The 12,506-nt window shown below is 70.8% G+C and carries 9 protein-coding genes and 2 pseudogenes; 7 read left to right on the top strand and 4 right to left on the bottom strand.

All coding sequences use genetic code 11. From position 1 onward, the window contains the following. Both ETD85_RS53145 and ETD85_RS53140 read left to right on the top strand, forming a co-directional pair. A pseudogene (locus ETD85_RS53145) lies at positions 1–282 on the top strand (hypothetical protein); the annotation flags it as partial. Positions 283–377: 95 nt separating this feature from the next. Beyond that, the gene (locus ETD85_RS53140) at positions 378–2,651 is read left to right on the top strand and encodes a HelD family protein (protein ID WP_138697479.1); all 2,274 of its coding nucleotides are present in this window, start codon (positions 378–380) and stop codon (positions 2,649–2,651) included. A gap of 93 nt (positions 2,652–2,744) precedes the next feature. Here ETD85_RS53140 and ETD85_RS53135 read toward each other — a convergent pair whose 3' ends face one another. Further along, entirely contained in the window at positions 2,745–3,083 is a 339-nt protein-coding gene (locus ETD85_RS53135) for a MarR family winged helix-turn-helix transcriptional regulator (protein ID WP_240780006.1), read from the bottom strand. Positions 3,084–3,295: 212 nt separating this feature from the next. Here ETD85_RS53135 and ETD85_RS53130 point away from each other — a divergent pair, with 212 nt between their 5' ends. Then, on the top strand, positions 3,296–6,553 hold the full coding sequence (locus tag ETD85_RS53130; RefSeq protein WP_138697478.1) for an efflux RND transporter permease subunit: 3,258 nt from the start codon (positions 3,296–3,298) through the stop codon (positions 6,551–6,553). 101 nt (positions 6,554–6,654) lie between these two features. Here ETD85_RS53130 and ETD85_RS53125 read toward each other — a convergent pair whose 3' ends face one another. Both ETD85_RS53125 and ETD85_RS53120 read right to left on the bottom strand, forming a co-directional pair. After that, positions 6,655–7,590 (bottom strand): DUF5829 family protein, encoded by a 936-nt coding sequence (locus tag ETD85_RS53125; protein WP_138697477.1) that lies wholly within the window; start codon positions 7,588–7,590, stop codon positions 6,655–6,657. A gap of 116 nt (positions 7,591–7,706) precedes the next feature. Then, positions 7,707–8,081 (bottom strand): nitroreductase family deazaflavin-dependent oxidoreductase, encoded by a 375-nt coding sequence (locus ETD85_RS53120; protein WP_138697476.1) that lies wholly within the window; start codon positions 8,079–8,081, stop codon positions 7,707–7,709. A 158-nt stretch (positions 8,082–8,239) separates the two neighbouring features. On the opposite strand from ETD85_RS53120, the gene ETD85_RS53115 reads away from it, so the two are divergent. The 4 genes from ETD85_RS53115 to ETD85_RS53100 all read left to right on the top strand — a co-directional run bounded on the left by ETD85_RS53115 (position 8,240) and on the right by ETD85_RS53100 (position 12,230). Continuing rightward, the gene (locus ETD85_RS53115; RefSeq protein ID WP_138697481.1) at positions 8,240–8,851 is read left to right on the top strand and encodes a TetR/AcrR family transcriptional regulator; all 612 of its coding nucleotides are present in this window, start codon (positions 8,240–8,242) and stop codon (positions 8,849–8,851) included. A 90-nt stretch (positions 8,852–8,941) separates the two neighbouring features. Further along, a complete protein-coding gene (locus ETD85_RS53110) occupies positions 8,942–9,415 on the top strand; it encodes a carboxymuconolactone decarboxylase family protein (protein ID WP_138697475.1) in 474 nt (157 codons plus the stop codon). Between the two features lie 128 nt (positions 9,416–9,543). Continuing rightward, on the top strand, positions 9,544–10,974 hold the full coding sequence (gene purB / locus ETD85_RS53105) for an adenylosuccinate lyase (protein WP_138697474.1): 1,431 nt from the start codon (positions 9,544–9,546) through the stop codon (positions 10,972–10,974). A 242-nt stretch (positions 10,975–11,216) separates the two neighbouring features. Next, entirely contained in the window at positions 11,217–12,230 is a 1,014-nt protein-coding gene (locus ETD85_RS53100; protein ID WP_240780005.1) for a DUF4037 domain-containing protein, read from the top strand. Between the two features lie 43 nt (positions 12,231–12,273). Here ETD85_RS53100 and ETD85_RS63965 read toward each other — a convergent pair. Further along, a pseudogene (locus tag ETD85_RS63965) lies at positions 12,274–12,506 on the bottom strand (hypothetical protein); the annotation flags it as partial.

Below are 12,506 nucleotides of genomic sequence, written 5' to 3'. Positions count from 1 at the left end.
GCGGGACAGGCGTGCATGGGGGTCGAGCAGCGGCTGGGCGCGTACCTCCTGGGCCGGGCGAGCGGTGACGACGGCGGGTTGCGCTGGTATCAGGCCTATCGGCGGCTGCGGCCGGAGGAGCTGAGCGCCGACACCGGCTACATGGCGGGTGCGGCGGGCATCGGCGCGGCGTTGCTGCACCTGGACGCGGTGGAGAGGGCGGGGGCGCGGCGGCTGGTGCTGCTGCCGGACAATCCGTTTCCGGCGTTCGCGCCGCAGCGCGGGCGCGAACAAGGGGATTAAGCCCGTTTGCGCGCGGGCGTGCGGGGGGTTAAGCTCGAATGCTCAACAGATTTTGCATGAGCTCCACAGCCCTCCCGTTAGGAGTATACCACCGAATGACTAATCGTCAAGATGGTCTTGTGGCAGCCCTTGACGCCGAGCAGCGTACCGTGTCGTGGCTGTACGGCCGGCTCGACGTCGCGAGGGAGCGGGCGCAGGCGACGCTGCGCGAGGTGTACGGCAGGGCCGGCCGGGGCAGCCGCCAGGCCATGGTCGAGCGCGAGGCGCTGGCCTCCGAGCAGGCGCGCAGGCTCGCGCAGCTGAACGCGGTCGAGCGCGGCCTGTGCTTCGGCCGCATCGACGAAGGCTCCGGGCAGAGCACCTACGTGGGCCGGATCGGGCTTCGGGACGAGCGGCACGAGTCGGTGCTGATCGACTGGCGGGCGCCGGCGGCGCGGCCGTTCTACGTGGCCACGGCCACCGATCCGGGCGGTCTGGTGCGCCGGCGGCATCTGCATCTGAAGGACCGCACGGTGGTCGGCATCGACGACGAGGTGTTCGACCTGGAGGGGATGAGCGACGGCGACCGGCACACGCTGGTGGGCGAGGCGGCGCTGCTGGCGGCTCTGCGGCGGGGCAGGACCGGGCGGATGGGCGACGTCGTGGCGACCATCCAGTCCGAGCAGGACCGGGTGATCCGGGCCTCGCTGCAGGGGGCGCTGGTGGTCCAGGGCGGCCCCGGCACCGGCAAGACGGTGGCGGCGCTGCACCGGGCGGCGTACCTGCTCTACACCCACCGCAACACGCTGGAGCGGCGCGGGGTGCTGGTGGTAGGCCCCAACCCGATGTTCCTGCGCTACATCAGCCAGGTGCTGCCGGCGCTGGGGGAGACGCAGGTGGTGATGTCCACGGTGGGCGAGCTGTTCCCGGGCGTGCGCGCGGTGGCGGCCGATCCGCCGCGCACGGCCGTGGTCAAGGGGGACGCGCGGATGGCGCATGTGGTGGCCGGGGCGCTGGAGTCGCGGCAGCGGGTGCCGGACGGGGATCTGGAGGTGGAGCTGGACGGGCTGCGGCTGCGGGTGCCGCACCAGGTGTGCCTGGCCTTGCGCGACCGGGCGCGGGCGGTGCGGCTGCCGCACAACATGGCGCGCAAGCTGTACGTCACCGAGCTGCTGAAGGAGCTGGCCAAGGCCGAGGCGCGGGCGCTGGAGGAGTCGCTGCACATCGAGGAGCTGGCCCAGGACGACGATCCTGAGCTGGGCGAGCCGCTCGACCTGGAGCGCGATCTGGACGAGCTCGATCTGGCGCTGGCCTCCTCGCGGCTGTGGGGCGAGGAGCCGGTGCGGCGGGCGGTGGACGAGCTGTGGCCGGAGCTGACGCCGCAGCGGCTGGTCGGCTGGCTGCTGGCCTCGCCGGAGACGCTGTGGTCGGTGACGCCGTCGGGGCTGGACTGGCGGCCGCTGGTGCGCCCGGAGGGGGCCGAGTGGACGGTCGGGGACGTGCCGCTGCTGGACGAGGCGGCCGAGCTGCTGGGCGAGGACGACTCGGCCGAGCGGGTGGCGGCCAGGCGGCGTGATGCGGACTGGGCGGAGCAGGAGCTGTTCGCCCGGGAGGTGCTGGAGTCGACGGGGGTGGCCGAGGCGGGCGTGTTCGATCGGGCCGACGTGCTGGCCGAGCGGCACGCCGACGACGGGGCGGGGCTGACCACGGCGGACCGGGCGGCGGCCGACCGGGGCTGGGCCTACGGGCACGTGATCGTGGACGAGGCGCAGGAGCTGTCGGCGATGGCGTGGCGGATGGTCATGCGGCGGGTTCCGGCGCGGTCGCTGACGGTGGTGGGCGATCTGGCGCAGACGGGGTCGGCGGCGGGCGCGCGTTCGTGGGGGGAGGTGCTGGATCCCTATCTGGAGGGCCGGTGGCGGGAGGAGCGGCTGCTGGTGAACTACCGGACGCCGGTGGAGATCATGCGGGTGGCCGCCGACGTGCTGCGGGCCTTCGCGCCGGAGCAGGAGCCGCCGGAGTCGGTCCGCGAGGGCGGGTCGCCGCCCCGGGCGGTGCGGCTGGCGGTGGCGGGGCTGCCCGCGCTGGTCGATGAGGAGCTGGCGGAGATCGGTGAGGGGCGGGTGGGCGTGGTGACGCCGGACGCCCGGCATGCCGAGGTGGCGCGGCTGTTCCCGGAAGGGGATCTGGACGCGCCGGTGGTGGTGCTGACGGTGGGCCAGGCCAAGGGGCTGGAGTTCGACGCGGTCGTGGTGGTGGATCCGGCGGGCATCGCGGGCCAGTCGGAGCTGGGCGGCCAGGACCTGTACGTGGCGGTGACGCGCGCGACGCGGCGGCTGACGGTGGTCCACGAGGGCGAGCTGCCCGAGGTCCTGTCCGCCCTGGCCTAAGAAATCTACATTGTAAAGGCGGTTTGCCGGGTGCGCACATCCACGCGCACCCGGCAAAAACCTCTTCGCCGAACGGGAAACCAGCGGTGGGTGTCAGTCGTTGGAGAGCTTGTCGGCGACGTCGCGGATGGCGCGGACGGCGTGGTCGAGGGCGCGCAGGGTCTCGGTGTCGAGGTGGTCCATGATGCGCTGGTAGTGCTCCATGCCGGCGTTGTTGATCTCTTCGATGAGGGCGGCGCCCGCGGGGGTGAGCTCGGCGCGGCGTACGCGGCGGTCTTGGGGGTCCTCGTGCCGGCTGACCAGGCCGTGGGCGACCAGGCGGTCGACGATGCCGGTGACGGTGCCGAGGCCGACGCCGAGGGCGTGGGCGAGGTCCTGTCCTGAGGCGGAGCCGCTGATGGACAGGAGCATGACCACCTTGAGCTGTCTCATGGTGAGATTTGAGGTGAACAGGGGGGATTGGTGCTGGGCGAACAGCCGCGCAAGGTCGCGCTGTGTTCCGGTGATCCGGCGGATCAGTTCTTCGCGTTCGTCGCTCACGCTCACCTCTCGCTTCCTGAGAAGGTTATCAGGAAAGCCTTGGCTGTCTAAATATTCGTCTGAGGCGAAGTGTTAGTGTGGGGCGAACTCTTGGAGGGGAGCCTATGACCGCTTTCGCCCGGTTGAGCCTGGTCAACCGCACTCTTGTGATCTTGATCGCGGTGGTGCTCAGCGCGTTCGGCGCGTTCACGATCCCGCAGTTGAAACAGCAGCTGCTGCCGTCTTTGGCGTTCCCGGGCGCATTCGTGATCGCGCCGTATCCCGGCGCGTCGCCGGAGATCGTCGAGGACCAGATCACCAAGCCGATCGAGGACTCCTTCCAGGGGCTCACCGGGATGGAGCAGATGACCTCGACCTCGAAGGAGGGCCTGGCGCAGATCCAGGTGGCCTTCGAGTACGGCACCGACATCGAGTCCTCGCTGAACAAGATGCAGCAGGCCATCAGCAGGGTGCCGCTCCCCGAGAACGTGGACCCGCAGGTGGTGGCCGGCAACACCGACGACATTCCGGTGCTGGTCCTTGCGGTGGGCGACGGCGGTGACGAGCGGGCGATGGCCGACAAGCTGCGCCGGATCGTGGTGCCGGAGTTGCAGGGTGTGGAGGGCGTACGCGAGGCGGCGGTCACGGGCACTCGCGACGAGGTCGTGACGATCGAGCCGGACGCCAAGAAGATGGCGCTGGCGGGCGTGTCGGCGGCGCAGATCCCCGAGGTGCTGAAGGCGAACGGGACGCCGATCCCGGCGGGCACGCTGACCTCCGACAGCAAGTCGCTGACGGTGCAGGTGGGCACGCGGGTGGACTCGGTGGCCAAGCTGAAGGCCCTGTACCTGACGCCGGCGCAGCCCGCGGCCACTCCGGCCCAGCAGCAGCCCTCCCAGGCACAGGCCCAGGCTCAGGCGCGCCCCCAGACGGGTCAGCCGGGTCAGGGCGCGCTCGCGCAGCAGCAGCAGGTCAGGCCGAAGCCGCTGAAGCCGGTCAAGCTGGGCGATGTCGCGAAGATCACGCGCGGGCTGGCGGATCAGACGACGATCACGCGTACGGACGGCAAGTCGAGCCTGGGCGTGTCGGTGACGATGGTGCCCGACGGCAACGCGGTGACGATCTCGCATGACATCCGGGACAAGCTGCCCGAGCTGACCAAGTCGCTGGGCGACGGGTCGGACACGGCGGTGTCCGTGGTGTTCGACCAGGCTCCGTACGTGGAGGAGTCGATTGCGAGCCTGACCACGGAGGGCCTGCTGGGCCTGGCGTTCGCGGTGCTGGTCATCCTGGTGTTCCTGCTGTCGGTACGGTCGACGCTGGTGACGGCGGTGTCGATCCCGCTGTCGGTGGTGATCGCGCTGATCGTGCTGTGGGCGGGCGACTATTCGCTGAACATGCTGACCCTGGGCGCCTTGACGATCGCGGTGGGCCGGGTGGTGGACGACTCGATCGTGGTCCTGGAGAACATCAAACGCCATCTCGCCTATGGCGAGGCGAAGCTGCAGGCGATCTTGACGGCCGTGCGCGAGGTTTCGGGCGCGGTGACGGCCTCGACGCTGACGACGGTGGCGGTGTTCGCGCCGATCGCGGTGGTGGGCGGCATGGTGGGCGAGCTGTTCAGCCCGTTCGCGGTGACGGTGGCGGTGGCGTTGCTGGCTTCGCTGGTGGTGTCGCTGACGGTGGTGCCGGTGCTGGCGTACTGGTTCCTGAAGGCTCCTGAGCTGACGCCGGAGCAGGCGCGGGCGCAGCGGGAGGCGGCCGAGGCCAAGGAGCTGCGCTCGCCGTTGCAGCGGGCGTACCTGCCGGTGCTGCGCTTCGCCACGCGGTTCAAGCTGGTGACGGTGCTGATCGGCGTGGCGGTGTTCATCGGGACGATGGGCCTGGCGGGTGGTCTGCAGACGAACTTCCTGGACTCCTCGGGGCAGAACACGATCTCGCTGTCGCAGCGGATGCCGGTGGGCACCGACCTGGCGACCACGGACAAGGCCGCCAAGCAGGTCGAGGACGTGCTGTCGGATCTGGACGGCGTGGAGACGTACCAGGTGAACGTGGGTGGCGGCAACGCCATGCAGGGCGGGGTCGGCGGTGGCGCGGACCGGGCCTCCTACTCGGTGACGATCAAGGAGGACGTCGACACGGCGAAGGTCGAGCAGGAGCTGCGCGACAAGATCGCGGGCCTGTCGGGGGTCGGCGAGGTCACGGTCGGCGGTGCGGGCGGGGGCGGGTTCTCCTCCGACTCGATCGACGTGATCGTGCGGGCGCCCGACACCGAGACGCTGCGCACGGCGGCTGATGCGGTCAAGGCGGCGATGGACGAGGTGCCGGGGCTGCGTGACGTGTCGTCGAACCTGGAGGCCAGCGCGCCGCGGGTCGAGGTCGTGGTGAACCGGGAGGAGGCCGCCGAGCGCGGTCTGTCGGAGGCGCAGGTCGGGCAGGCGGTGGCGCAGGCGTTCCGTGGCGCGCCGCTGGGGCAGATCACGCTGGACGGTCGTACGAGTGATCTGGTGCTGCGTGGCGCGGACGCGCCGGACGACATCGAGGCGGTGGAGGACCTGAAGCTGCCGACGGCGGCGGGTCTGGTGAAGCTGTCGACGGTGGCGGACGTGCGGCAGGTGGCGGGGCCGACGCAGGTCTCGCGGATCGACGGCGAGCGGTCGGCGACGGTGTCGGGCAAGGCGACGGCCAGTGATCTGGGCAGTGTGACGCAGGCGCTGACGACGAAGCTGGACGGGCTGGCGCTGGACTCGGGTGCCTCCACCGAGATCGGTGGTGCGTCGGCGAACCAGGCGGACGCGTTCTCCGATCTGGGCCTGGCGATGCTGGCGGCGATCGCGATCGTGTTCCTGATTATGGTGGCGACGTTCCGCAGCTTCATCCAGCCGCTGATCCTGCTGGTGTCGATCCCGTTCGCGGCGACGGGCGCGATCGGGTTGCTGGTGGCGACGGACACGGCGCTGGGCGTGCCGGCGTTGATCGGCATGCTGATGCTGATCGGCATCGTGGTGACGAACGCGATCGTGCTGATCGACCTGATCAACCAGTATCGCGATCAGGGCATGGGCGTGGTGGAGGCGGTGATCGAGGGCGGCCGGCGCAGGTTGCGGCCGATCCTGATGACCGCGGTGGCCACGATCTGCGCGCTGACGCCGATGGCGCTGGGGGTGACGGGGTCCGGCGGGTTCATCTCGCAGCCGCTGGCGATCGTGGTGATCGGCGGGCTGATCTCCTCGACGCTGCTGACGCTGGTTCTGGTGCCCACTCTCGTGGTGGCGATCACGCGCAAGCGTGATCGGGGACCGCGTCCGCCGCACGCCGGCAAGCCGGTACGGGAGAGTGCCGAGGAGGCCGGTAAGGAGGATCTCGCCGGGCATCCGGCGTGATGCGGGTGAGGCGTTAGCCTGAGGCGCTGAATGCCCGGCGGGGGTTCGTTCCCCGCCGGGCATTCGGCTGTGGCGGCGGTGTCGATCGCCGCCCGGGGGGTTTATGCCGGGGCGTCGAAGGTCCACTCGGCGCGGGCGCCGGGGCCGACGGTGAGGGTGGAGCGGCCGATGCGCTCCACGTGCCTGGTCGCCACGCTGCGGTTGAGTGACAGGCTGACCTGCTTGAGGCCGGCGCCCTCACGCGCGACGGAGTCGAGCTGGACGGTGGTGCCGCCGCCGGTGGCGATGATGCCGCCGCCGGTGGTCGTGACGTCGAATCCGCCGGCCTTGAGCAGGGGGGTCGTGTTGGCGAGGTCGATCGCGGTGACGCCGATGCGGAGGTGGGTGATGTCGCGCATCAGGTGGTCGGCGTAGGCGTCGGGCAGGTAGCGCTCGCGGCTGACGTCGCCGGTGTAGCTCGCGGGCTCGGTCTGGCTGCGCGGGTCGGCGAAGTACTCGGGGAAGTACTCCATGGCCCACGGGTCGAAGGCTTCGTACTGGGCGGCGGTGGTGCGGATGGTGTCGAACCACGGGATGGGCACGCCGTCGCCGAAGTCGCGGGTCTGGCGGTATCTGGCCGGGTCGGTGATGCCCAGGGCGGCCAGCCGGGTGGTCACCTTGGCCAGGTCGCCGGCGCGCTCGGTCGAGACTCCCAGCCCGGCGGAGCCGTAGAGGGCGTCCTGTCCGGGCAGGTCGTTCTCGCCGAACAGCTCGATGTAGGTCTCGCGGCCCTTGAGGTAGCGGCCCTTCCAGGTCAATCCGCCGCCGGTCGTGGTGCGGACCTCGAAGTTGGCGAAGTCTCGCAGGTAGGCGGAGTTCTCGACGGCGTCGGCCGTCTCGCGGTCCACCACGCTGTAGGCGTGGTTGTAGAACAGCAGCTGCTTCTGGGACGAGACGTGGGACTCTTCGGCCTGGGCCGGTCCCACACTCCCGGCGAGTGCGATGGTGCAGGTGGTCGTGAGAACGGTGATTATCCGTAATGTCCGGCGAATGAGCATGGGAGTGATCTTAAAGCGGGGATGATCACCTTCACTGTCGTTTTGACAAGACTCGGACAATCCATGTGGCGCGCGGCTCACCAATAGTTGACCTTTTGACGACCCCGGCGAACGGGTCAGCGGGTGACGAGGTCCATGCGCAGGAATTCGGTGATGCGCAGCAGCCTCGGCGGCCGGGCCACCTCGGCGGGGATGGCCTGGAACGCCTCGGCTCTCCCGATGAGGCGCGGGGCGGCCAGGTCCATCTCCTTGCCGTCGACCCGCAGCCGCGCGCTGCCGGCTGCCAGGATGTTCTGGACCCAGTCCGAGCGTGATCCGTACACCAGGACGAACACGTAGCCGCCGTCGACGGGGTGCGCGTCGAGCGGCGTGCGGTACGTCGTGCCGGAGGTGCGGCCGACGTGCATCAGCACCGGCCACTTCCCGCCGGCGATCGCGCGCGGGTTGAAGATCCTCTTGTTCACGTGGCCCCACCAGATGGGCATCGGCATCGGGGTCTCCTTCTCTCGGGGCGCGTGCAGGGTTTGCCTTACGCTAGTAAGGCGGCTTAGGTACGTAAGGCTGACTTACGCTTGTAAGGTTGTCAACCGCCTCAGCCCAGGGAGTCGTCGTGTCACCGCCACCACAGCCGCTCAGCAGAGATCGCGTGATGGAGGCCGCGATCCGGGTCGCGGATCGTGGCGGCGTGGAGGCGATCACGATGCGGCGGGTGGCGCAGGAGCTGGGCGTGGAGGCGATGTCGCTCTACCACCACGTGCCGAACAAGGACGCGATCCTCGACGGCGTGGTCGACATGGTGTTCGCGGCGATCAAGCTGCCCAGCGCGGGAGGCGGCGACTGGCGCGAGGCGATCCGCGCACGGGCCTGGTCCGCGCGCACGGTCCTGTCGCAGCACAGCTGGGCTCTCGGTCTCATGGACTCGCGCCGCAACCCCGGCCTGGCGACGCTGCGCCACCATGACGCCGTCCTGGGTGTCCTGCGGCAGGCGGGCTTCACGCTGCCGATGGCCGCGCACGCCATATCGCTCATCGACAGCTACATCGGCGGATTCGTCCTGCAGGAGGCGAACCTGCCGGTGATGACGCCGGGCGACGTCGAGGAAGTGGCCGGCGGCATCCTGGAGCACCTGCCGGTGAAGGAGCTGCCGTACCTCGCGGAGATGATCGTCGACCATGCCCTGCAGCCGGGCTACGACTACGCCAGCGAGTTCGGCTACGGCCTGGACCTGATCCTTGACGGGCTCGAAGCGCGTCGGAGGTAGCGCCGCCGGCCGGGGAGAGGGGGATGTCACAGCGTGCGGGGCTGTCTCGTCGAGAGGGGTGTATCCGCTCACCCGGACAGGGAGATCGCCATGGACGCTCGGCTCGACTACCTCGGCAACCAGGTCACGGCCAGGCTCGTGAAGCACATCGGCTCGGCGGGCAAGGTCGTGAAGGACTCGGCGCTGCCGGCCGCGACGCAGGAACTGGTGGCGCTGCGCGCCAGCCAGATCAACGGCTGCGCCGTCTGCGTCGACATGCACACCAAGGAGGCCGCGCACGCCGGAGAGACCCCCGTACGGCTGAACCTGGTCGCGGTCTGGCGGGAGGCCACGGTCTTCACCGAAGCCGAGCGGGCCGCTCTGGAGCTGGCCGAGCAGGGCACCCGTATCGCCGACGCCGCCGGTGGCGTCACCGACGAGGCCTGGGCCGCGGCCGCCAAGCACTACGACGAGGACCAGCTGGCCGCCCTGGTGTCTCTCATCGCCCTCATCAACGCCGCCAACCGGATCAACGTCATCACCCGCCAGCCGGCCGGCGACTACCAGCCGGGCCGGTGGGAGTGAGCGGCGGCCCTGGTCAAGCGGGCGCTCGCGGCCGCAACCCGGGGCGCGCCGGTGACCACGCCCCGGGATCGGGCAAGGGGGCAGGGGCCTCGCGGGCGGCTGCGGGCCGCTGAATAGACTTGTCCAACGTGACTTCCAAGCCGCGTATCCCCGATGTCCTTGCCGCCCGATATGCCTCGCCGGCGCTGACCCGCCTGTGGTCGCCCGACTACAAGATCATCGCTGAGCGGCGGTTGTGGCTGGCGGTGCTGCGGGCGCAGGCCGAGCTGGGGGTCGCGGTGCCCGAGGGGGCGATCGACGACTACGACAAGGTGGTCGAGCGGGTCGATCTGGACTCGATCGCGGCGCGTGAGCGCTTCTCGCGGCACGATGTGAAGGCGCGGATCGAGGAGTTCAACGCGCTGGCCGGTCACGAGCAGATCCACAAGGGGATGACCTCGCGTGACCTGACCGAGAACGTCGAGCAGCTCCAGGTGCGCGACAGCCTGCTGCTGGTGCGCGACCGGGTGGTGGCGCTGCTGGCCCGCCTGGCGACGCTGGCCGAGGAGCACGAGGCGACGGTGGTCGCGGGCCGTTCGCACAATGTGGCGGCGCAGGCGACGACGCTGGGCAAGCGGTTCGCCTCGGCGGCCGACGAGCTGCTGGTGGCCTACCGGCGGCTGGAGGAGCTGATCGGCCGCTACCCGCTGCGCGGGATCAAGGGGCCGGTGGGCACCGCGCAGGACATGCTCGACCTGCTGGGCGGCGACCGCGCCAAGCTGGCGGAGCTGGAGGGGCGGGTGGCCGCTCACCTGGGGTTCGCGCACCGCTTCACCAGCGTGGGGCAGGTCTATCCGCGCTCGCTGGACTTCGAGGTGGTGACCGCGCTGGTGCAGCTGGCGGCGGCGCCGTCGTCGCTGGCCAAGACGATCCGGCTGATGGCCGGGCACGAGCTGGTCACCGAGGGGTTCAAGGAGGGCCAGGTCGGCTCGTCGGCGATGCCGCACAAGATGAACACCCGCTCCTGCGAGCGGGTCAACGGCCTGGCCGTGGTGCTGCGCGGTTACGCCTCCATGGTGGGCGAGCTGGCGGGCGACCAGTGGAACGAGGGTGACGTGTCGTGCTCGGTGGTGCGCCGGGTGGCGCTGCCGGATGCGTTCTTCGCCTTCGACGGGCTGGTGGAGACGATGCTGACGGTGCTGGAGGAGTTCGGCGCGTTCCCGGCGGTGATCTCCGCCGAGCTGGACCGCTACCTGCCGTTCCTGGCGACGACGAAGATGCTGATGGCGGCGGTGCGGGCCGGGGTGGGCCGGGAGCAGGCGCATGAGCTGATCAAGGAGCACGCGGTGGCGTCCGCGCTGGCGATGCGCTCGCGCGGTGCCGCGAACGAGCTGCTCGACCGGCTGGCCGGCGACGAGCGCTTCCCGCTGGATCGGGCGGCGCTGCAGGGGCTGCTGGCCGATCGGGTGTCGTTCACGGGGGCGGCGGCCGATCAGGTGGAGGCGGTATCGCAGCAGGTGGGCGAGATCGTGGCGGCGCATCCGGAGGCGGCCGCGTACCGCCCTGGCGCCATCTTGTGACTCGGGCGCGGGCGGCCGCTCGCGGCCGGCGCTGCCTGAGCGGGTGCGGGCCGCTGCGCGCGGCCGGCGGTCCCTGATGCGGGTGCGGACCGCGGTCGGCGGTTCCTGAGCGGAGCCGGTTTTTCGCCTGGTGGGAGCCTGTCTCGCCGCCCCGGTCCGGGGCGGCGGAAAACCTGGTGAGGTTCGGGCGGCGCTGGGGCAGAGTTGACGGCGTGATGTCCAACTTTGTGCCTGGTATTGAGTTGTCGCGCGCTTTCTACGGCGAGGTGGTGGCGCCGCTGGTGCCCGGTGTGCCGCACAGTGCCGCGTTGATCGGGCCCGGGTCCGAGGTGCTGGCGTTCGACACCGCGCGGTCGGCTGATCACGACTGGGGGCCGCGGGTGCTGCTGTTCGTGGCGGCGGAGGCGGTGGCCGAGGTGGAGGCGAAGGTGACCGCCGCGCTCCCGGAGCGTTTCCAGGGGTTTGCGACCGTGTTCGACTATCACGGGCGGGAACGGCCCGGGGTGACGGTGGCGTGTCTGGGGCCGTGGCTGGTGGAGCAGCTCGGGTTCGATCCGCGGTCCGGGGTGACGCTGCTGGACTGGTTGTCGGCGCCGTGGCAGCGGCTGGCCGAGGTGACGCGGGGCGAGGTGTTCCATGACGGGCTGCCCGGCGGCGGGCTGGAGGCGGCCCGGGCGGCGTTGCGGTGGTATCCGGAGGACGTGTGGCGCTACGTGCTGGCGTGTCAGTGGCGGCGCATCGCGCAGGAGGAGCCGTTCCCCGGCCGGTGCGGTGAGGTGGGTGACGAGCTGGGCTCCGCCGTGGTGGGGGCGCGGCTGGCGCGGGAGGTGATGCGTCTGGCGCTGCTGCTGCGGCGCCGCTACCCGCCGTACGCGAAATGGCTGGGCAGTGCGCTGGCGCGGATGCCGGGCTCGGTGGAGCTGGGTGAGTCGCTCGGTGCGGTGATGGCGGCGCGGTCGTGGCGGGAGCGGCAGGAAGGGCTGTCGGCGGCGTACGGGCGGGTGGCGGCGTTGCAGAACCGGGTGGCGCTGGCCGATCGGCTGGATGAGCGGGTGCGGGGGTTTTACGACCGGCCGTTCGAGGTGATCGGCGGGGACCGGTTCGCCGAGGCGTTGCTGGCGTCGGTGGCCGATCCGGCGATCAGGGGGCTGCCGGTGGCGGGGTGTGTGGATCAGCTGGCGGATTCGACGGACCTGCTGACGGCGCCGGGGCGGGCGCGGGTGATGACGGCGGCGGTGCTGGGTCTCGGCGCTTAGTAATCTACATTGTAAAGCTGGTGGGTTTGGAGAGGTTCTCCCCTCACTCTTCGACAACCTGATCGACGAGGGACGAGGCCAGCTGTTCGGTGTGCCGGCGCCAGGTGGCGAGGGTGGCGGTGCCGCCGGTGCTGGTGATGATGAGGCGGGCGCCGTGGCCGGTGCCCTCGGCCAGCTCCCAGCGGACGGTGCCGCCTTCGACGGCGTACTCCAGGAGCTTGTCGGTCTCGGCGCGGGTGACGGGTCCGGGCTGGAGTCCTGGTGGGGTGAAGGGGG

Source organism: Nonomuraea zeae (assembly GCF_005889725.1).
GTDB lineage: Bacteria > Actinomycetota > Actinomycetes > Streptosporangiales > Streptosporangiaceae > Nonomuraea > Nonomuraea zeae.
The sequence above is the reverse complement of the archived record's forward strand: the minus strand, read 5'-3'. Positions and strand labels throughout refer to the sequence as shown.

Excerpts from the sequence above, each read along its gene's own strand:
- ETD85_RS53140 (WP_138697479.1), top strand. The coding sequence starts at position 378 with ATGACTAATCGTCAAGATGGTCTTGTGGCAGCCCTTGACGCCGAGCAG.
- ETD85_RS53125 (WP_138697477.1), bottom strand. The coding sequence starts at position 7,590 with ATGCTCATTCGCCGGACATTACGGATAATCACCGTTCTCACGACCACC.
- ETD85_RS53130 (WP_138697478.1), top strand. The coding sequence starts at position 3,296 with ATGACCGCTTTCGCCCGGTTGAGCCTGGTCAACCGCACTCTTGTGATC.
- ETD85_RS53115 (WP_138697481.1), top strand. The coding sequence starts at position 8,240 with ATGGAGGCCGCGATCCGGGTCGCGGATCGTGGCGGCGTGGAGGCGATC.
- ETD85_RS53110 (WP_138697475.1), top strand. The coding sequence starts at position 8,942 with ATGGACGCTCGGCTCGACTACCTCGGCAACCAGGTCACGGCCAGGCTC.
- ETD85_RS53135 (WP_240780006.1), bottom strand. The coding sequence starts at position 3,083 with ATGAGACAGCTCAAGGTGGTCATGCTCCTGTCCATCAGCGGCTCCGCC.
- ETD85_RS53120 (WP_138697476.1), bottom strand. The coding sequence starts at position 8,081 with ATGCCGATGCCCATCTGGTGGGGCCACGTGAACAAGAGGATCTTCAAC.